The following is an 18,192-nucleotide window of genomic DNA, read 5'->3' on the forward strand; positions in this document are numbered from 1 at the left end:
TTTTAGTTTTGATTAAAATGATTTGATATTAGAATACTATCTTTTTCATTTAAAACCTCTTTTAGAGTTTCAATAGATGCTTCTTTTATCTTTTCAAAGGTTCCAAAATAAAGAAGAAGTTTTTTAACCTTTGCTTCACCAATACCTTTTATGTTTAATAAAGAGATTTGTTTATCTTCTGCTCTTTTTTGTTTTTTGTGAAAATTGATAACAAATCGATGAGCTTCATCCCTTTGTCTTTGTACAAAGTGTAATCTTCTATCTGAAGTTAATAATTTAATAGAAGTAATTTCTTCACCTTGTTTATAATGAACAATATCTTTTGCAGCACCTTTTGCTCTATGGGCTTTAAAATCAATTTTTTCTTTTGCAATTGCAATGATATCTAACTTTAGACCAACTGATTGCACAATATCATATGCAAGTTTCAATAAAGTAGATCCACCATCAATTACCCATAAATCTGGTGCAGGATTTTTTTCAAAGTTTTCAACTCTTCGTATTAGCATTTCTCTCATTTGAGAGTATTCATCATGGGCTTCTAAGTTGTAGTGTCTAAAATCACTTTTTACAAATTTGTCATTATCCCATACAACCATTGCACCAACAGTCGCTTGTCCCATCATATGTGAGTTGTCAAAGCTTTCAACTCTATTTGGTATTTGAGAGAGATTAAATAACTCTTTAATCTCTTCATAAAGTGTATTTGTACCTTTTGTACTATCTATTCTCAACAATTCGTCACAGTTGTTTAAAGCAACATCTATTATGTCTTTTTTCTTTCCAAGTTTTGGATTGATAATATTTATCTTTTTAACAAGTTTATTTTTTAAGAACTCTTTTATATCTTCCATATCTTCAAGTTCTTTAGCAATAAGTATCTCTTTTGGAATGATAGGAATTTCATTTGAATAATAGTTGATTATAGCTCTTTTATATGCTTCTTCGTAATCAAACTCTTCAGTTTCTTCTACATTTGACTTAAGATAATCATGTGAAGAAGAAGCCAATTTCCCATCTCTAATAAACATTCTTACAATCACAGCTTTTGAGTTGATATTTTTAATAGCAAAAATATCTAAGTTTTCATTTGTAGCTAAATCCATACCTGTTTTTATCTCTGATTTTTCTATAGTTTTTATTCTATCTCTTATTTTCATAGCCTCTTCAAAACGAAAATCATCTGAATACTCTTGCATTTTTACTTTAAGTTTTGAGATTAGTTTTGATTTGTTGTAAATATACTCCATAGAATCATTTAAAATATTTGTATAATCTTCTTTTGAAACTCTATTTTCACAGGGAGCTAAGCATTTTTTGATTTGAAAAAACAAGCAAGCCTCTTTTCCTTTTATACATGATTTCTTTTGTACAAGTGGAAAAGTCTCATATATTGAGTCTAATATATCTCTGGCACCAGATGAGTAGGGACCAAAATATTTTATATTTGAACCTTTTAAAACTTTTCTTGTAATTTCTAATCTTGGGAAATCCTCATTTAAATCAACATAAATATAAGGGTAAGTTTTATCGTCACGAAGAAGAATATTATATTTGGGTTTTAACTGTTTGATAAGAGAGTTTTCTAAAATTAGTGCATCATGTTCATTTGGTACTACAATCCATTCACATGATTCTACTTGAGTTATCATTTTATAAATTCTAGGACCTAGTTTATCAGCAGGTCTAAGTTGGGGAGTAAATTTAAAGTATGATTTAACTCTATTTTTTAAAACTTTTGCTTTTCCAACATAAAGTAAATGTCCATCTTTATCAAAATATTGATATACACCTGCATCATTTGGAAGCTGTTTAAGTTTGTTTTCTAAATCCATATTGGAATACTAGCGAAAAAAGGCTTTTTAAATGTTGTAATTTTACTAAAATTTTAAGTTAAAATGTAAAGTTAAATGTAAAGCTTATTTAGCAAGAATAATAATTAACAAGGAGTTTATAATGCCACATTTACAATTTGAGATAAATAAAAAAGTAAGCGATGATACCAAAAAAAGTTTTTGTGAAAAGATAAGAGAATCTTTTGCAAAAATCATGGATACTCAAACAGGTCATATCGCTATTTCTATTAGGGAATATGAGCCTTTTAACTTATCAATTGGAAGAGTTAATATTGGTGATGAAGTCTGTTTGATGAATTTAGATATAAGGGACGGGCGATTAATAGAAAAAAGAAGAGAATTAGCATTAGTATATATGAGCATAGTAAATGATGAATTTAAAATACCAAATAACAATCAATACATAACTTTTACTCAACATGATGGAGAAGACTTTCACTTGATAGAAAAGTATTTATCTTCTTGGGCAAGTGGAGAAGACCCTCTGGCTTAAGTTATATTAATCATATATTTGATACATTTCTTTTTTAATTAGGAGTAATATTGAGTATTATAAAACAAACAATTTATCAATCAAGAAAAAATAAAGAGAAAGAATTAGAAATAAAGCTATACAATTTGAAAAATTTATTGGTAGATTTTGAAGCTTGTGATTATTTTGGCGTATATAAATCAGATGATTGTGATGATGAGTTCTTAGTTTATGAAGAGTGGAAAAGTGAAGAAGATTATGTAGCTTCACAAGATAGTGAAGCCTATAAATCTTTTCAAAAAACATACGATGAATTGGTATTAAAAAAACATAATTTACCAGTTTTTTGATTTAGCAAAATATTTATTTATAAATATTTAGAAGTACATCTTTGTGATGATTTAACTCTTGCATTAATTCATCACCATTATTATTAATATCTGGATGATACTTCTTAGCTAATTCTTTATATTTTTTCTTTATCTCTTCTCTTGTTGGTTCACTTGTAAACCCAAAAAAATCTTTTGCTTTTTGAACTTCATTCATGGAAGGTTGTGCTTTAAAATTACCACTTTGGAAATCTTCATAATTGAATTTAAAACCTTGATTTGCACCTTGGTTAAAATCTCTTCCATTAAAATGAAACTCAAAACCTTGTGTTCTAGCTTGTTCTTTTATATTTTTGATTTTTTTATAGACGAAGAAATAAATTAATAATATAACTACAGCAATAGCAATTAGAAAAGTACCAAAATTTGTAAATATAAGATAAAGTATAAAAAATAGTATCGAAAATCTTATTAGTCTAGAAAAAAAATAGTCTATATTCCCCATAAAAAATTGTAATCCTTGTAAAATTTATTTTAAAGTATATCCATTTTTGTTTGTTTCTCTTATTAATAAGATGTAATTTTCTTTCAAGTAGTTAATTTATTCACCAAATGATAGTTTTGAGAATAGCCAATATGCGTGAGTTCTTTTATCACTTAGAATTAGTACAAATGTAATCATTAATATTGTGTAAAAATATATAAATCAAACAAATTAAAATATTATTTTTAATTTATATCTTTTTTTATAATAGTCTATTTTAATATATTAGTTGTTGATTATCTATAAAAACACAGCAGTTAAGCAAATTTTTAGATCTTCTATACATAGTAGTTAATGCTTCTTTATAATTATTATTTAATAAGATAGATGAATCCTTAATTAGCAATTAAATTATATAATTGTAATATAAATTACATAAGTATTTAAAAAATTTTGGTATTATTATCAATATTAGGATAATATAATGGACTATGATGAGTTTCAAAAAGCTGTTGATGCCTTGGGCATTATAACAAAGCTTGATTATAAAGGTTTGAGAAAGAACTATTTGCGATTATCTAAAAAGTATCACCCTGATGCCGAAGATGGAAGTGAAGAAAAGTTTAAAGAGGTAAATGAAGCTTATAATCTTTTAAAAGCTTATATTGAGAATTATAAATTTTCTTTTGAAAAAGATGAATTTTTAAGTCAATATCCCTCGTTTACAAATTATAAAAATTGGAATAGGTAAAGGAAACTATAATGTTTGATAAAAGAAAAGCGAAAGAACTTGTTTTAGGGGCTTTAATTGCTGATTCTTACTGTTTGGCTTCTCATTGGGTATATGATGAAAAAGAACTAAAAAACTTACAAATAAATTGGGAAGATTTAAATAATGCTTGTTCAATTTGGCATAAAGGCAAAAAAGCAGGGGAATTCACACATTATGGAGATCAACTTTACTTTTTATATGAATTTGTATGTGAAAATGAAGATTTTGATTTAGAAAAATATGTACATTTTTGGAAAGAAAAAATCGAAAAGTATGATGGATACATTGATGGAGCAACGAGAGTTACCCTAGAAAATATTAATGCAAATAAAACTATTCCTTGTGGTTCAGAGTCTACTGATATCTCAGTAATAGGAAGAATCGCACCTTTATTACTTATTAGTAAAACAAAAAAACAATTTCTTGATAATGTTGAAAAGTTTGTTAAATCAACCCATGATTCTGTAATAGTTGTAGAGGGTGCTAAGTTTTTTGCAAAAGTTTTACTTGATGTATTGGATGATATTGAGATGATGGAATCAATTAAAGAAAGAAAAGATGAATTCTCAACTACTATTCAAAAATATGTTAAAGATGGATTTTCATCTATTGATGATGAAACCTTTGAAGTAATAAGAAAATTTGGTCCAGCTTGTGGTATAGATGAAGCATTTAGTGGAGTTATTCATCTTTTAGGTAAATATACAAACTTTAAAGAAGCTTTAATAAAAAATGCTCAAGCAGGTGGGGATAACTCAGCTCGTGCTATGATTGTATCGATGTTTTTTATAGCTAGATATGGATTAAAAGTAATACCAAAAAATCTTACTAAAATAAAAGTACAAATAGATATTTCTTAAAATATCTATTTAGAAATAAATATTTGAACTCAAATTTTCTATATGTTTCAAAATATTATTTACATTGTTATATTCGATATTTATAGGGTATAACTCTTTTTTATACTGCAAAATTAAAGATGGGAAATTGAAAACTTTTAGTTCTCTTCTTTTTTCTAAATCTTTTTGAAATAATTGTTCTATTTTTTCACTTTTTAAATCATTTGAAAATTTTTCTATATCTAATTTTAAATCTTGGGCAAGAGAGATTAAAGTCTCTTCATCACTTGGATTTTTTGCTTTAAGATAATATGCTTTTTGGATTGAATTTATCATTTCGTCTTCCATATTTTGTTCTTTTGCACAAAGTACAGCTTTACAAGCAGGATAGGTTGATCTTCTTGGTTTACAAAGTCTCCAAAAATCATGGTTAAACTTTGCCCCTGTGAATTTTTCAATATCATACCAGACTGTCTGAATCTTTTCTTGCATTTCTTTTGGCATTATTTCATCAGTATCTTTTGCTAGACCACCTAATATATTTATTATCTCAATATTCTTTGGCAACTTCTTTTTTAAATTATCAAGGTCTTTTTTAAAAGCATAACACCAAGAACACATGGGATCGTGGATATAGTATAATTTATTTTTCATAAACTTATTTTACCCTTTATATCTTAAAGTTAGAAAATTAGAAATTAAGTGAAATAATATAAAAAATTAATATAATACTATTTTAAATAGGAGTTATTAGTATGAAAGACCTTGTAGATGCATTAAATAAAGATAAACATTATACAGAGATTGTACTTGCGGGGGGATTATTTCTTGTAGCATTGTATTATCATATGTTAATGGATTTTATTATTTATATGTTATATTTTGTAATATACTTAGAAATAACAAGAACAGTAATAAATTATATTAGAGAAAAAACTGTTGTTCTTTCAATAATTGTTGATGCCTTTATCATACTTACTTTAAGAGAATTAATTGTAAATGTTGTAAAAATCAATAATGAAAAATTAAACTCACTTGATGACCTTTTGACAAGTGTTTTAAACTGGAACATTTTTATAATAGCAGGAGTAATTTTGTTTTTATTGATTGTGAGATATTTATCTGTAAAAACTTCTGAAACTTATATGTTAGATAAAAAGAAAGAAAAAGATTATATAAAAAACAATGAATTATCATGAGCCATTATATAGACCACCAGCTGAAGCTAACTCTTTAATCTTACAAATTACATTGGGCTGTAGTTACAATAAATGTAGCTTTTGCTCGATGTATGAAACAAAAAAATTTGAAATCAAAAGTATAGAAAAAATCACAAAAGAAATCGATGAGTTTTCTATATATAAAGATGTAAGAAGAGTGTTTTTAGCTGATGGCGATGCCTTATCTTGTGATACAAACTTTTTAGTGCAAATTTTACAGTATCTTAAAAAATCTTTTCCAAAACTGCAAAGAGTAGCTTCATATGCAAGTCCATATAACCTCTTAGAAAAGAGCCAAGAAGAATTAAATTTATTAAGAGAAAATGGCTTGAGTTTTGTTTATTATGGAATTGAAAGTGGAAACCATGAATTACTAAAATATATAAATAAACCTATGAAACCAAGTAAAATGGTAGAGGGTATAAATAAAGCCTATTATGCAAATATGAAAATATCTGCCACAGTAATACTGGGACTTGGTGGGAAAAAATTATCTATACAACACATAGAAGATACAGCAAAGTTAGTAAGTGAATGTGAACATATAAATTATCTATCTACTTTACAATTAGCAGTAAGTAGTACAAAAGAAGATGACTTTTTTAAAAGATTTGAAAACAAAAATCAAGAATTTGTTTTTTGTAGTGATAAAGATATTTTAGAGGAACAAAAAAGATTTATAAGTCTAATTACTCCAAAAAGTTCGATAATTTTTAGGTCAAATCACGCCTCAAATGCTTTAGCACTAAAAGGTACACTTCCCAAAGATAAGGATGAATTATTAGAGACTTTAGACAAAGCTATAGAAGATGAATCTATGCTTCGTCCAAAGTTTTTACGAGGTTTTTAAAACCTTGTTATTTTTTAGATTTTTTCTTTGAATCTTTTTTCTTAGACTTCTTTTTTGAGTTTTTTTTCTTAGCTTTTACAGCTTTTTTTGCTTTCTTTTTTTTATCTAGTTTTTTCTTTTTGATAACTTTCTTTTTCTCTTTTTTAGTTGCTTTTTTCTTAGCAGCTTTTTTAGCTTTTAATTTTTTCTCTTCTTCTTTTTTCTTTGCCATATTATGACTCCTTATATAAAATATAGAGAATGGTACTACTTTATATGATTAATGTCAATAAAATATTAGTAAAATATCAAAATAATATCAATTTATAATACTTTTTAGTCTAATAAATATAATATATTAAAATACTCTTATAAATCATAGGAGTGTATTTATGGGAAAAGAGCTTTCAAATATAATAGTTGATGATAAAATATTTATTATCAGAGGTATTCAAGTTATGATAGATAGAGATTTGGCTGAGTTATACCAAGTTGAAACTAAGAGATTAAATGAGCAAGTAAAAAGAAATATAAAAAAGTTTCCAAATGATTTTATGTTTCAACTAATGGATGAAGAATAAAATGAATTAGTCGCAAAATGCGACCGGTTAGAAAGATTGAAACACTCAAGTTCAAATCCATTTGTATTTACTGAACATGGTGTGTATATGCTTTCTAGTGTATTAAAAAGTAAAATAGCTATAGATGTAAGTCTATCTATCATGAGAACATTTGTTAGGTTGAAAAATCAAGCTGTGCCTTATTTTGATATTATAAAAAGATTAGAGAAGTTAGAAACTAGTGATAAAGAGACAAGAGAACTTTTAAGTAAGGTTGTACAAGTAGTTTCAAGTATGCAAGATATTCAAGAAGAGGCTAAAGAGGGGACAAATAAGATTGGGTTTGTGAAATAAAAGATAGCACTCTCTTGAAGAGGTAAACCTCTCCGCTTTCTTACTTTGTGTGGACAAAGTAAGCAAAACCACCAACGCTATCAAAGCCCTTTGGGTTCCCTCATTTATTATTTATCTTTTCTACCTTGCAAAACTTATATAAAAATATGCTCTATAGCATATTTATTATATTCAAACAGTTGCAAGTCTTTTCCGAAAAGAGAAATAAACATTCGGCTTTTGCAAATGTTGGAATAAAGGTGGGATAAGGACATTTACATTTTTGATTGAAAGCTATTCTTAACTTCTTATATTCTCAATTACTAAAAGATTGTTCAAATTATTATTAAAAAGACACCAAAGAATATTACTACATCTACAGAAGCCGAACGTTTATTTTTCTCTTTTCTAAATAAGATTGGTAACTGTCTGAGTGTTTAAAAGTTCCTAAATGGAAGTTTTAATAAACGAGTTTTACCAATCAGAAAAGATAAAAATAATAAGTGAGGGAACCTTTGGCTTCTCAGCCGTAGTTGTTTTTGCTTACTTTTCGTCAATACAAAAGTAAGAAAGCGAAGAGGTTTACCTCTTCAAGAGAATTAAAACAACAAAATGTAGTTTTATCACGATTTTGACAAATAGGTATACATTATGTTGTTTTATTAGGTAAATACAGGGGTAAACCATACATGAAATTTCAGAAATATGCTTTGAAAATATATCAACACAGACAAATTAAAATCAATAATTCCAAGAAAAGCTTAAATAAAGGCTTTTATTTAATATAATAAACCAACATTTATTATGTTATAAATATCACTAATTTAAGGCTATTTTATATAAAATGTATTACTAATAAGTAGTTAGATACAAAAGGAATACGCAGAATGATAGATACAATATTAAATTTTATAAATCAAGGATGGGTAGGAACGAGTATAGGTATAATTGGAATAATTATTGGAGCTATTTTATCATATAGATTTTCAATTAAAAAACCTATACCAGCTTATCAAGAACACTCTTTAGAGATTATTAGAAAAAACCAGTTAGAGTTATCAAAAGATATTAAAATATTATTTAATGAACAACAAGTTGATAATTTAACTAAAATACAAATAGTTTTTTGGAATCATGGAACAGATACATTGAGAATAGAAAACATAGTAAAAGATGATCCTTTACTATTTAAATTCTCACAAGATGCAATTATTTTAAGTTCTAAAATAATCAAAAAAAGTAGAGATATTAATAAGTCTTTTATCAAAAATTCAGAATCAGATTTAAATATTGCATATTTTGGATTTGATTATTTAGACCAAAACGATGGTATTGTATTTGAAATAATACACACTGATATAAAAAGTTACCCTGAAGTAAAAGGAACATTTAAAGGTATTCCTGAAGGTATACAGAACTTTGGTCAAGTTAATTTAAATACTAGAAAATGTACAAGTAAGTTATCATGTTTATTGACTAATAGTTCATTCTTATTATTTTTTACTTCATTTCTGGGTATTACTATTATGCTAATGGGCATTTACCCTTCTGTATATGAAAAAATAAATTCAATTAACGATTTATTTTTTACGGGTAATACTAAAAATACATTTATTATAATTTTTGGATTCCTATATTTTATATTACCATTATTTATATTTTGGCAAAAAAGAAAAAGGTTTCCTAAAAGCTTGGTTTTAACTGATGATTAAATATAATTATCTAACAAAACCTTGGAAGAAAAACAAGGGTAAACAGCGGTTAATTTAAATTTTTTAGAACAAAAAAGCTAAAATCAAATTTGAAATAATCAAGTGGAATCATACCCTTGTTTTTCAAGTCCAACGTTATAATAATCTCCATATCAAAAGATAAAACACAAAATTTGTAATCATCATAAATATTTTGATATAATCAAAATACTTTAAAATAGAGGCACTTATGGATAATCAAGAAGTATTTGAAAACTTAAAAGCAATAAAACAAACACTAATCAATGATGGCTTTATTATTGATGGAATTTTTGGCTCTTACGCTAGAAATGAAAATCTTAAAGATAGTGATGTTGATATCTTATATCATCTTGATAAAGTATTTTATGATAAATATAGTGGCTTTATTGGCTTTAAAAAACTTGATGAAATAAAAGAACATATAAGTAAAAGTTTAGGAAAGAAGATTGATTTAGCACCTAAAACAAATCTTTCAAAAACAGCAAAAAAATATATTTTAAATGATGTAATTTATGTCTGAAAACTCTTTTTTAGCAAAAATTGATTTTATCCTTGAAATGATAGAAAATATCGAGTTAATAGTTAATAGACATAAAGGTATTGTTGAAACTTTAGAAGATATTGAAGGTCAAATGGCTGTTTTAATGGCTATTTCTCAAATTGGCGAAACCCTTAAAAAACTTGACGATACTTTAATCGAAGAATATGATTTAAAAGAAGATAAAGAGGGTGCTTATTATACTCGAAATTATATAGTACATGATTATGAAGGTGTTGATTTGGGCTTTATAGAAAATATTCTTAGAGAATATCTTCCTAATCTTAAAAATAAGATACTAAAAATCAAAAGTGATTTTTAGTATTTCTATATCTCCATCTCCAAAGCAATAGGACAATGATCACTTCCCATTACATCACTCATAATATAAGCATTTGAAATATGAGGTTTTAAGTCCTCACTTACATAAAAATAATCAATCCTCCAGCCAACGTTATTGGCTCTTGCATTTGCTCGGTAACTCCACCAGCTGTAATTATCTGGCTCATCACCAATAACATGTCTTAGAGTATCTATATATCCGTGAGATAAGAACTTATCTATCCACTCTCTCTCCATAGGTAAGAAGCCTGAGGTACCTTCATTTGCTTTTGGTCTTGCCAAGTCTATCTCTTTGTGGGCTGTGTTTACATCTCCACATACTATGATTGACTTACCTTGTTTTTTTAATTCTTCACAATGATTTAAAAACCTATCGTAAAACTCCATTTTATATACAAGTCTCTCTTCTTTACTTTGCCCATTTGGGAAATAAACATTAAAAAATGCTATATCTTTATCTCCTAAAGTAAAGTGAACTTCATTGATTCTTCCTTCATCAAGTACATCAACAGTAGGGCAAGTACACTCAAAAGTTATGTCCAAGTCAGTAAATAGGGCCGTTCCGCTCCTACCTTTTATAGCTGACTCACTTGCTGTTACATTTTTGAAGTTTTTTTCAAAGATAGTTTGGGGAATTTGTGTTTTCATTGATTTTGTTTCTTGTACACCTAAAAGATGAATTTCATGTTCATCTACCCATTTAAGTGCTTCTTTTTTATCAACTGCTCGTATACCATTTACATTCCATGATACAAATTTGTATTTACTCATTTAAAACCTTGTTTTCTATTTGATAGTAGATATATTTTTAAACATTAACAAAAGCATTTGCTTTTGTCAAGTTCATAAAATCATTTATCGTTTGTTTATAATATCTTTTTTGATTGTGTCAGTTATAGTTTTAGGTTCACATCTTTTTCTATGGTTAGCATCAACAAAAGCATATATTATTTCATAGTTTTTATTTACAATATAAGTTCCTGGAAGTGGTAAATCATAAGTACCATTTCTATTTGCTTCTAATATATCTATTTTTTGTTTTTCATATACAGCGATTACTTCATTACTCAAAGTATAATTTATACCAAACTCTTTTGCTATAGTATTATTTTTGTCATAAAGAATATCAAATGTAAAAGAGTGTTTTTCTTTTAAATAAGATGATTTATCTTGTGTTTGAGGACAAAGTGTGATTAATGATGCATTAAAAATTTTTAATTGCGAAACAATCTTTTGCAAGGCAAGTAATTCTAATATAGCATATGGAGACCAAGAGCCTTCAAAAAAACACAAAACAGTGTATTTATTTTTCTCAACAATATCTTTTATGTTGATAACTTTTCTATCTTGGTTAGAAATAGAGAACTCGGGAATTTTATTTCCTACTTTTAAAGCTTTGGTAAAACTGTCTGATTCTTCTAATTGTTTAATAGCATTATATAGAGTATCTTGAGTCTCTTTTGGGACTCTTCCTTGAAATTCTACTAAATAATCTTCTATATCTTTTTCTAGCGTAGGCATATAAGCTCCTTATGTGAAAAGAATATCTCATTTTTTCACAACAAATTATAAAATATTTTGTCAGCATTATAAAGAAAGGAAACTTTAACTTTATTTTATTATAGTACAAATTTACAACATTTTAAGGAATTCTTTTGAGTCAAGAAATAATTTTAGGGCTAATAACCTTTTTTACATCAACAATCGCAGGTGTTGTTGGACTTGGCGGAGGCATGATTTTAATAGCAGTTTTACCTTCTTTTCTGCCTTTAAATGCTTTAATCCCAGTACATGGTATAAGCCAAATGACAAGTAATCTAAGTAGAGCAGCCTTTGGATACAAAGATGTAAAATTTGAAGTGATACCAAAGTTTTTAATTGGTTCAATTGTTGGAATAAGCTTTTTCGCTTCAATTTTATATATTATTTCTTTAGAATATGTGCCTTTATTTATAGGAACTTATATTTTACTTTCTCTTTGGAGTAAAAAATTCAATGAAAAGTTAAGAAAATACGAAAATTATTATTTGCTTGGATTTTTCCAAACAGGGCTTTCAATAGTTGTAGGGGCAACAGGACCTCTTACTATGACTCTTTTACTAAAAGACTATGAAGATAAAGATATTGTAGTATCAACAGCTGCTGCCTTGATGAGCATTACTCATATTTTAAAAGTATTTGCTTTTATGATTTTTGGATTTGTATTTTTTGATTATATTGGAATCTTATTTGCCATGATTATAGGTGCTATTATTGGAAGTTGGACAGGGACAAAACTTCGAAATGTAATTGATGGTAAAAAATTTATTATGATACTAAAAGTTTTATTATCACTTTTAGCTGTAAAAGTAATAGTAAGTGCATTTATTTAAATAAGTGCACTTATAAACCTAGATCTTCCAATTCTTTTAAGTTTTTCTCTTCATCTTTTTCTATAGGTGTTTCTTTACTTGCTTTGAACTTCTTTTTTTCTTCTTTTGCACCTAAGTTGCTTAGATTGTTTGAGTTCATATTTGAAAAAGAGTTATTATTGCCGCTTAATGAATCACTATTCCCACCATGCATATCTATTTTTTGTGAGTTTGAATCTGAATAAGAATAATTAGCAAATAAGCTAGTAAAAAAAAATGTTGTAAGTATTAAAATGATTTTCATAGATTTTCCTTTTTAAACAAAATAATGTAAAACAAAAAGTATACATACCATTGATATAAGCGTTTGAACTGTAATGATTGACGACATCAATCCTATATCCCCACCTAGTTGTCTAGCTAAAATAAAAGATGAAGGTGCAGTTGGTAAAACACCAAATAAAACTAATATTGAAAGCATCATTCCATCTATTCCAAATATTTTACCAAAAATAAAAATAAAAATTGGGAAAATTAGGTGTTTCCCTATTATTGCAATGATCAATTCACTTTTTGAAGATTTAATCTCTTTTATTACAAGTCCAAATCCTACAGATAAAAGTCCCATTGGAAGTGCGGCATGACTAAGTATCTCTAAAGTATTATTTAAAACAAGTGGCAGATGAATCCCTAGAAAATTTATACCTCCACCAATAATACAAGCTACTATTAGAGGATTTTTGAAAATAGATTTTAACAAATAAATAAAATCTAATTTATCATTTGAAACATAAAGTGCAAATATTGTTATACACAAAATATTTATAAATGGAATTGCAAAGGTAAGTATGATTGCTGATAGTATTAAGCCTTCATTTCCAAAAATTGAGCCAGCTAAAGCTAAAAAAACATAAGTATTAAATCTAATTGAACCTTGTATAATAGAAGTAAAAGCACTAGGAGATGTTGGTTTGATTTTATTTACAATAATAAGTATAACCATTGTCAAAAATATTGCTAAAAGAGCAGAACCCACAAATCCTAAACTATTATCTGAGTCTAAAGAAGCACTTGAAAGTTTATAAATTAAAAGTGAAGGCATCAATACATAATAAGTTAGTTTATCAGCTTGTGGCCAAAACTCATGAGAAGGGAATTTTATTCTTTTAAAAAAATATCCTATTAGAATAAGACTAAATACAGGAATGAGTGCTGAAAATATATGTATCATAAAAATTCTTTCTATTTAATATTGCATAGAATATTATCATATTAACCATAAATTATTAAGAAACCCACTTTAAAGCCTCCCCAAGATGCTAAAATTTTTTTTTGCAAAAGGAGAACATAATGTTAGCAGAAATAAATACATTCCTAAATGACCTTATTTGGGGATCGATTTTAATTTACGTACTACCTATTCTTGGTATCTTTTTCACAGTAAGTTCTAGATTTGTACAATTTAGATACTTCTTTAAGATGTTTCACATTTTAAGAGAAACAGCTCATGATAAAGAAGGACATATTAGTTCATTTCAAGCTTTAATGTTAAGTGTTGCTGGTCGTGTTGGTGGTGGAAACATCGCTGGAGTTGCAGTTGCTATCACACTTGGTGGAGCTGGTTCTGTATTTTGGATGTGGGTTATTGGACTTGTTGGAATGGCAACAAGTTTCTTTGAGTGTTCATTGGCACAACTGTATAAAGAAAAAGATGGCATAGATTCTGGAGTATATAGAGGTGGACCTGCTTATTATGCAACTAAAGCATTAGGTCAAAGATGGTTAGGTGTTATCATTTCTATTTTACTTATGATTACATTTGGTTTTGCATTTAATGCAACTCAATCATTTATTATCTCAACTTCATTTGAAGCAACATTTGACATTCCTACTTGGATTTCAGGAATTGTTTTAACAATTGTTTTTGGACTTACAATTTTTGGTGGAGTAAAAAGAATTGCTAGAATGTCAGAAGTAATAGTTCCTGTTATGGCAGGAAGTTATTTACTTATTGCTCTTGTTGTTATTGTTTTAAATATAGGTGAAATCCCAGGTTTAATTAATATGATTATAACAGAAGCATTTAATCCAAGTTCTGCAATTGGTGGTGGTATTGGTGCTGTTATTTTACAAGGTGCAAAAAGAGGAATGTTTTCAAATGAAGCTGGTCTAGGTTCTGCTCCAAATGTTGCTGCAGTTGCTTATGTTGGACATCCAGTTCAACAAGGGATTGTACAATCATTTTCTGTATTTATTGATACAATTATTTTATGTTCTTGTACAGCATTTATTATTCTTTTATCAGGTGTTTACACTCCAGGTGAAGAAGGTGTTCAAGGTGTTTTATTAACTCAAAATGCCTTAATCGAACAAGTAGGACCATTAGGTGGTTACTTTGTTACAATCGCCTTATTCTTATTTGGATTTTCTTCAATGATTTATAACTATTATTTAGCTGAAAATAGTTTAAACTTCTTTAGTAAAGGAAATAAAACTGCCTTTAATATATTTAAAGTTATTTGTATAACTTTAATTATTTGGGGTTCATTTCAAGATTTAGGTTCAATTTTCTCATTTGCTGATTTATCAATGGGATTATTAGCAGTTATCAATATGACTGTAATTGCATTATTATATAAACCTGTTTTACAATTAATCAAAGGTTATGAAAGACAAGTAAAAGAAGGGAAAGTTCCTGTTCTTAGATATAATGATTACAATGAATTTAAAATCGATAAAGCTATTTGGAAAGAGATTGTTGATAATATTAACGATAAAAAATCATAAATAAAAAGTGTGAGTTAATTCTCACACTTTTCTTTTCAAGGAAAACAAGTGTTTAATAAAGATGGAATTCCATTTTTTATAATAATGATACCTTTTTTATGTATCATTTTTTGCGCATTTTTTATTAGTTCATACTATATGAAAGTCTCAGAAAAAAATTTTCAAGATGATGTGAAAATTCTAATTCAAACATATCCCAAAAAATATTTTAGTACCAAAGTAATACAAGAAGTTATACAAGACAAAAAAGTAGTTTATGAAAAGAATAAATCAGATTTTTTATATTTTATAAAAGTTGTGACTTTATGTGTTTTGTGTTTTATGGCTTTATTTACTTTCCTTATGACTTCTATTGTAAAAGATATTGTCAACAAATACATGAGTAAAGTAAAAAATGAACAAAATAAATTAAAAAATCTAAATGAAACCTTATCTTCAAAAGTAGCTTTTGGAATAGAAGAAGGAAAAAGAAAAGATAAAGCAATCTTAGAACAATCAAAAATGGCAAAAGTTGGTTCAATGATTTCTATGATAGCTCACCAATGGAGGCAACCTTTAAGTGAATTGTCAGGTGTTTTGATGGAGTTAGAAACTGCAACAAGATTTAAGAAAGTCGATGAAAAACATATTTTAAATTCTATAGATAGAAGTAATGATATGATTGAATTTATGTCAAATACCATAGATGATTTTAGAAATTTTTATAAACCAGATAAGAAAAAAGAGTATTTTAATATAAGTGATGCTTGTAAAAAAGCTATAAATTTAGTAGATGCAACATTACATAATTTATCAATAGATTTAATATTTGATATAAAAAAAGATAAAAAAATATTTGGTTATCCAACAGAATATTCGCAAGTTATTTTAAATCTAATTAGCAATGCAAAAGATATATTAGTAGAAAAACAAATAAAAGACCCAAAGATTAATCTTACTATTACCTCAAGAGGTATGCAAAGCATAGTAACTATAAAAGATAATGCAGGTGGAATTGGTGAAGAAAATCTTGATTTGATTTTTGACCCTTATTATAGTACAAAAGATTCTTCTAAAGGAACAGGACTTGGTTTATATATTTCAAAATTGATTATTGAAAAAAACATGGGTGGTGAACTTAGTGTGCAAAATGATGAAGAAGGTGCTGTTTTTAAAGTAATAGTGTTAGGATAGATATGGATAATGAATTATTAAAAGAAAAATTAAAAGATATAAGTATTTTATGTGTTGAAGATGAAGATGGAATTAGAGAGTTTCTTGTAAGTACTTTGAAGTATTATTTTAAAGAAGTGTATGAAGCTAGAAATGGTTTAGAAGCTTTAGAAATGTATGAAGAATACAGACCTAAAATAATTTTAAGTGATATAGAAATGCCAAAAATGAATGGTCTTGATTTTGTAAAAAAAGTACGACAAAATGACATATCAACTTCTATTATTATGCTTACTGCTTATTCTAATGAAGAGTATCTTATGAATTTGATAAATTTAAATATTGACCATTTTATTTTAAAACCTTTAAATTCAAAAAAATTAAATGAAGCTTTGAATAAGTACATAGAAAGAAACTTTTCAGAGCAAATATCACTAAGTGAGAATTTAAAACTTGACTTATCAAAAAGAGAGTTGATTTTTGATGATTCTACAATAATTCCTTTACGAAAAAGAGAAAATGATTTTTTAAATCTTTTATATAAAAATAAAAATTCAATAACAACATACGAACAAATCGAGATAGAGTTATGGCAAGATAAAATTATGACAAGTCATGCTTTGAAGTCTTTTATAAAAGAGCTTAGAAATAAAATGCCAACAAATATTATCAAAAATATTTCACAAGCAGGATATATTTTAGAAAATTGAAAATATTAAATTTTTTGATATAATATTAAAAATTTCAAGAAAGATAGAGTATGCAGTTTTTTAAAACACATTGGAATAAAATCTTAATTTTGTGCTTTTCCATTGCAATAATATTTTTTGCCTTTTCATATATATTAGATATTAAAGGAAAGGAACTAGTTGATAAAAGTTTTAACCAATCTGTAATAGTCTTTGGTAGTGCAAAAGCTCTAAATGCTGTTATTTCACTAGCCCAAGGTACTGAGCTTGATTTGCCTTTTTTTACAGTTGCTATTGGGGAAGTTTTAGATCCTATAAATGACTTAATCGAACAATTCTCTTTAGTAATGCTTGCTAGTATGGTTTCCCTTGGTATTCAAAAAATCATGATGAATTTTGTAACTGCTGATATTTATAATTATATTTTACTTTTTTCAATTCTTATTTTAAATCTTTGGATGTTTTTTAGATTTACAAAAGATGAAAGATTTAGAACGCTATTTTTTAAAATCACAGTGATACTTATTTTTCTTCGTTTTGCAGTTCCACTTATAGGATTAGCCAATGATTTTGTTTATAATAATTTTGTTAAACAAGAATATAATATCCAAGAGTTAAATCAAGATATTGTAAAAGTAAAAGATGATGTAAATGAAGTGACCAAAAATACAATAGAAAATAAAGAAGATAGTTCTTTTTTTACTAAAATCACAGAAAAATTTGACTCAAGTTATTATGATAAAAAAATAGAAGAGTATAAAAAGGCTGTGGATAAGTCAAGTGATTATATAGTAGCTTTAATTATCGCTTTTGTTTTTCAAACTATTCTTCTACCTATTATTTTCCTTTTTATTCTTTATCATTTTGTAAGAGGAATTTTTAATCTGGGGAAATAAGCTTTAAACT

Annotated in this window: 24 protein-coding genes; 16 read left to right on the forward strand and 8 right to left on the reverse strand. The window is 26.8% G+C overall.

From position 1 onward, the window contains the following. Positions 1 to 2 precede the first annotated feature (2 nt). On the reverse strand, positions 3 to 1,835 hold the full coding sequence (gene uvrC, locus CRU95_RS11010; RefSeq protein WP_129101180.1) for an excinuclease ABC subunit UvrC: 1,833 nt from the start codon (positions 1,833 to 1,835) through the stop codon (positions 3 to 5). 121 nt (positions 1,836 to 1,956) lie between these two features. On the opposite strand from uvrC, the gene CRU95_RS11015 reads away from it, so the two are divergent. After that, the gene (locus CRU95_RS11015; RefSeq protein WP_129101181.1) at positions 1,957 to 2,349 is read left to right on the forward strand and encodes a tautomerase; all 393 of its coding nucleotides are present in this window, start codon (positions 1,957 to 1,959) and stop codon (positions 2,347 to 2,349) included. A 50-nt stretch (positions 2,350 to 2,399) separates the two neighbouring features. Next, complete coding sequence (locus CRU95_RS11020) at positions 2,400 to 2,678, forward strand: antibiotic biosynthesis monooxygenase family protein (RefSeq protein WP_164969774.1); 279 nt, start codon at positions 2,400 to 2,402, stop codon at positions 2,676 to 2,678. A 13-nt stretch (positions 2,679 to 2,691) separates the two neighbouring features. Here CRU95_RS11020 and CRU95_RS11025 read toward each other — a convergent pair whose 3' ends face one another. Beyond that, positions 2,692 to 3,162, reverse strand: coding sequence for a DnaJ domain-containing protein (locus CRU95_RS11025; RefSeq protein ID WP_129101183.1), 471 nt, complete (start codon positions 3,160 to 3,162; stop codon positions 2,692 to 2,694). Positions 3,163 to 3,625: 463 nt separating this feature from the next. On the opposite strand from CRU95_RS11025, the gene CRU95_RS11030 reads away from it, so the two are divergent. Both CRU95_RS11030 and CRU95_RS11035 read left to right on the forward strand, forming a co-directional pair. Further along, positions 3,626 to 3,892: a DnaJ domain-containing protein gene (locus CRU95_RS11030; protein WP_129101184.1), complete on the forward strand. Its 267-nt coding sequence runs from the start codon at positions 3,626 to 3,628 to the stop codon at positions 3,890 to 3,892. 11 nt (positions 3,893 to 3,903) lie between these two features. After that, positions 3,904 to 4,773 (forward strand): ADP-ribosylglycohydrolase family protein, encoded by an 870-nt coding sequence (locus CRU95_RS11035; RefSeq protein WP_129101185.1) that lies wholly within the window; start codon positions 3,904 to 3,906, stop codon positions 4,771 to 4,773. A 9-nt stretch (positions 4,774 to 4,782) separates the two neighbouring features. On the opposite strand, the gene CRU95_RS11040 is transcribed toward CRU95_RS11035, so the two are convergent. Continuing rightward, the gene (locus CRU95_RS11040) at positions 4,783 to 5,406 is read right to left on the reverse strand and encodes a DsbA family protein (RefSeq protein ID WP_129101186.1); all 624 of its coding nucleotides are present in this window, start codon (positions 5,404 to 5,406) and stop codon (positions 4,783 to 4,785) included. A gap of 101 nt (positions 5,407 to 5,507) precedes the next feature. Between CRU95_RS11040 and CRU95_RS11045 the strand changes: the two genes are divergently transcribed. Together CRU95_RS11045 and CRU95_RS11050 are read left to right on the forward strand one after the other, a co-directional pair. Continuing rightward, on the forward strand, positions 5,508 to 5,951 hold the full coding sequence (locus CRU95_RS11045; protein ID WP_129101187.1) for a phosphate-starvation-inducible PsiE family protein: 444 nt from the start codon (positions 5,508 to 5,510) through the stop codon (positions 5,949 to 5,951). Continuing rightward, a complete protein-coding gene (locus CRU95_RS11050; RefSeq protein WP_129101188.1) occupies positions 5,938 to 6,822 on the forward strand; it encodes a radical SAM protein in 885 nt (294 codons plus the stop codon). The genes CRU95_RS11045 and CRU95_RS11050 overlap by 14 nt, the downstream gene beginning before the upstream one ends. Before the next feature lie 7 nt (positions 6,823 to 6,829). Here CRU95_RS11050 and CRU95_RS11055 read toward each other — a convergent pair whose 3' ends face one another. Further along, complete coding sequence (locus CRU95_RS11055; RefSeq protein ID WP_129101189.1) at positions 6,830 to 7,033, reverse strand: hypothetical protein; 204 nt, start codon at positions 7,031 to 7,033, stop codon at positions 6,830 to 6,832. Positions 7,034 to 7,193: 160 nt separating this feature from the next. Between CRU95_RS11055 and CRU95_RS16805 the strand changes: the two genes are divergently transcribed. From CRU95_RS16805 to CRU95_RS11075, 5 genes are all read left to right on the forward strand, one after another. Next, positions 7,194 to 7,382 (forward strand): ORF6N domain-containing protein, encoded by a 189-nt coding sequence (locus tag CRU95_RS16805; RefSeq protein WP_258238688.1) that lies wholly within the window; start codon positions 7,194 to 7,196, stop codon positions 7,380 to 7,382. Between the two features lie 36 nt (positions 7,383 to 7,418). Further along, positions 7,419 to 7,715: an ORF6N domain-containing protein gene (locus CRU95_RS16810; RefSeq protein WP_258238689.1), complete on the forward strand. Its 297-nt coding sequence runs from the start codon at positions 7,419 to 7,421 to the stop codon at positions 7,713 to 7,715. Between the two features lie 866 nt (positions 7,716 to 8,581). Further along, positions 8,582 to 9,406, forward strand: a complete 825-nt coding sequence (locus CRU95_RS11065) for a hypothetical protein (RefSeq protein ID WP_129101190.1) — start codon at positions 8,582 to 8,584, stop codon at positions 9,404 to 9,406. A 229-nt stretch (positions 9,407 to 9,635) separates the two neighbouring features. Further along, positions 9,636 to 9,947 (forward strand): nucleotidyltransferase family protein, encoded by a 312-nt coding sequence (locus CRU95_RS11070; protein ID WP_129101191.1) that lies wholly within the window; start codon positions 9,636 to 9,638, stop codon positions 9,945 to 9,947. Then, positions 9,940 to 10,287, forward strand: coding sequence for a DUF86 domain-containing protein (locus CRU95_RS11075; RefSeq protein WP_129101192.1), 348 nt, complete (start codon positions 9,940 to 9,942; stop codon positions 10,285 to 10,287). The genes CRU95_RS11070 and CRU95_RS11075 overlap by 8 nt, the downstream gene beginning before the upstream one ends. A 5-nt stretch (positions 10,288 to 10,292) precedes the next feature. Here the strand turns inward: CRU95_RS11075 and CRU95_RS11080 are convergent, their stop codons facing one another. Further along, positions 10,293 to 11,078 (reverse strand): exodeoxyribonuclease III, encoded by a 786-nt coding sequence (locus tag CRU95_RS11080; protein WP_129101193.1) that lies wholly within the window; start codon positions 11,076 to 11,078, stop codon positions 10,293 to 10,295. An 84-nt stretch (positions 11,079 to 11,162) separates the two neighbouring features. Then, the gene (locus CRU95_RS11085) at positions 11,163 to 11,828 is read right to left on the reverse strand and encodes a redoxin domain-containing protein (protein WP_129101194.1); all 666 of its coding nucleotides are present in this window, start codon (positions 11,826 to 11,828) and stop codon (positions 11,163 to 11,165) included. A 134-nt stretch (positions 11,829 to 11,962) separates the two neighbouring features. Between CRU95_RS11085 and CRU95_RS11090 the strand changes: the two genes are divergently transcribed. Further along, positions 11,963 to 12,679 carry a sulfite exporter TauE/SafE family protein gene (locus CRU95_RS11090; protein ID WP_129101195.1) on the forward strand — a complete coding sequence of 239 codons (717 nt, stop codon included), beginning with the start codon at positions 11,963 to 11,965 and terminating at the stop codon, positions 12,677 to 12,679. Between the two features lie 10 nt (positions 12,680 to 12,689). Here the strand turns inward: CRU95_RS11090 and CRU95_RS11095 are convergent, their stop codons facing one another. Both CRU95_RS11095 and CRU95_RS11100 read right to left on the reverse strand, forming a co-directional pair. Further along, the gene (locus tag CRU95_RS11095) at positions 12,690 to 12,962 is read right to left on the reverse strand and encodes a hypothetical protein (protein WP_129101196.1); all 273 of its coding nucleotides are present in this window, start codon (positions 12,960 to 12,962) and stop codon (positions 12,690 to 12,692) included. A gap of 12 nt (positions 12,963 to 12,974) precedes the next feature. Continuing rightward, positions 12,975 to 13,889 (reverse strand): AEC family transporter, encoded by a 915-nt coding sequence (locus CRU95_RS11100; protein WP_129101197.1) that lies wholly within the window; start codon positions 13,887 to 13,889, stop codon positions 12,975 to 12,977. 119 nt (positions 13,890 to 14,008) lie between these two features. Between CRU95_RS11100 and CRU95_RS11105 the strand changes: the two genes are divergently transcribed. Genes CRU95_RS11105 through CRU95_RS11120 form a run of 4 tightly spaced genes read left to right on the forward strand, consistent with a single transcriptional unit; the run spans position 14,009 to position 18,182 of the window. Further along, positions 14,009 to 15,445 carry a sodium:alanine symporter family protein gene (locus CRU95_RS11105; protein ID WP_129101198.1) on the forward strand — a complete coding sequence of 479 codons (1,437 nt, stop codon included), beginning with the start codon at positions 14,009 to 14,011 and terminating at the stop codon, positions 15,443 to 15,445. Positions 15,446 to 15,493: 48 nt separating this feature from the next. Then, positions 15,494 to 16,618: a sensor histidine kinase gene (locus CRU95_RS11110; RefSeq protein ID WP_129101199.1), complete on the forward strand. Its 1,125-nt coding sequence runs from the start codon at positions 15,494 to 15,496 to the stop codon at positions 16,616 to 16,618. 2 nt (positions 16,619 to 16,620) lie between these two features. Further along, positions 16,621 to 17,307 (forward strand): response regulator transcription factor, encoded by a 687-nt coding sequence (locus CRU95_RS11115; RefSeq protein ID WP_129101200.1) that lies wholly within the window; start codon positions 16,621 to 16,623, stop codon positions 17,305 to 17,307. 50 nt (positions 17,308 to 17,357) lie between these two features. Next, the gene (locus tag CRU95_RS11120) at positions 17,358 to 18,182 is read left to right on the forward strand and encodes a hypothetical protein (protein ID WP_129101201.1); all 825 of its coding nucleotides are present in this window, start codon (positions 17,358 to 17,360) and stop codon (positions 18,180 to 18,182) included. The last annotated feature ends 10 nt before the right edge of the window (positions 18,183 to 18,192 follow it).

Source organism: Arcobacter sp. F2176 (genome assembly GCF_004116465.1).
GTDB classification, from domain to species: Bacteria; Campylobacterota; Campylobacteria; order Campylobacterales; family Arcobacteraceae; genus Arcobacter; species Arcobacter siniprincipis.

Excerpts from the sequence above, each read along its gene's own strand:
- uvrC (WP_129101180.1), bottom strand. The coding sequence starts at position 1,835 with ATGGATTTAGAAAACAAACTTAAACAGCTTCCAAATGATGCAGGTGTA.
- CRU95_RS11015 (WP_129101181.1), top strand. The coding sequence starts at position 1,957 with ATGCCACATTTACAATTTGAGATAAATAAAAAAGTAAGCGATGATACC.
- CRU95_RS11025 (WP_129101183.1), bottom strand. The coding sequence starts at position 3,162 with ATGGGGAATATAGACTATTTTTTTTCTAGACTAATAAGATTTTCGATA.
- CRU95_RS11030 (WP_129101184.1), top strand. The coding sequence starts at position 3,626 with ATGGACTATGATGAGTTTCAAAAAGCTGTTGATGCCTTGGGCATTATA.
- CRU95_RS11035 (WP_129101185.1), top strand. The coding sequence starts at position 3,904 with ATGTTTGATAAAAGAAAAGCGAAAGAACTTGTTTTAGGGGCTTTAATT.
- CRU95_RS11040 (WP_129101186.1), bottom strand. The coding sequence starts at position 5,406 with ATGAAAAATAAATTATACTATATCCACGATCCCATGTGTTCTTGGTGT.
- CRU95_RS11045 (WP_129101187.1), top strand. The coding sequence starts at position 5,508 with ATGAAAGACCTTGTAGATGCATTAAATAAAGATAAACATTATACAGAG.
- CRU95_RS11050 (WP_129101188.1), top strand. The coding sequence starts at position 5,938 with ATGAATTATCATGAGCCATTATATAGACCACCAGCTGAAGCTAACTCT.
- CRU95_RS11055 (WP_129101189.1), bottom strand. The coding sequence starts at position 7,033 with ATGGCAAAGAAAAAAGAAGAAGAGAAAAAATTAAAAGCTAAAAAAGCT.
- CRU95_RS16805 (WP_258238688.1), top strand. The coding sequence starts at position 7,194 with ATGGGAAAAGAGCTTTCAAATATAATAGTTGATGATAAAATATTTATT.
- CRU95_RS11065 (WP_129101190.1), top strand. The coding sequence starts at position 8,582 with ATGATAGATACAATATTAAATTTTATAAATCAAGGATGGGTAGGAACG.
- CRU95_RS11070 (WP_129101191.1), top strand. The coding sequence starts at position 9,636 with ATGGATAATCAAGAAGTATTTGAAAACTTAAAAGCAATAAAACAAACA.
- CRU95_RS11075 (WP_129101192.1), top strand. The coding sequence starts at position 9,940 with ATGTCTGAAAACTCTTTTTTAGCAAAAATTGATTTTATCCTTGAAATG.
- CRU95_RS11080 (WP_129101193.1), bottom strand. The coding sequence starts at position 11,078 with ATGAGTAAATACAAATTTGTATCATGGAATGTAAATGGTATACGAGCA.
- CRU95_RS11085 (WP_129101194.1), bottom strand. The coding sequence starts at position 11,828 with ATGCCTACGCTAGAAAAAGATATAGAAGATTATTTAGTAGAATTTCAA.
- CRU95_RS11095 (WP_129101196.1), bottom strand. The coding sequence starts at position 12,962 with ATGAAAATCATTTTAATACTTACAACATTTTTTTTTACTAGCTTATTT.
- CRU95_RS11100 (WP_129101197.1), bottom strand. The coding sequence starts at position 13,889 with ATGATACATATATTTTCAGCACTCATTCCTGTATTTAGTCTTATTCTA.
- CRU95_RS11105 (WP_129101198.1), top strand. The coding sequence starts at position 14,009 with ATGTTAGCAGAAATAAATACATTCCTAAATGACCTTATTTGGGGATCG.
- CRU95_RS11115 (WP_129101200.1), top strand. The coding sequence starts at position 16,621 with ATGGATAATGAATTATTAAAAGAAAAATTAAAAGATATAAGTATTTTA.
- CRU95_RS11120 (WP_129101201.1), top strand. The coding sequence starts at position 17,358 with ATGCAGTTTTTTAAAACACATTGGAATAAAATCTTAATTTTGTGCTTT.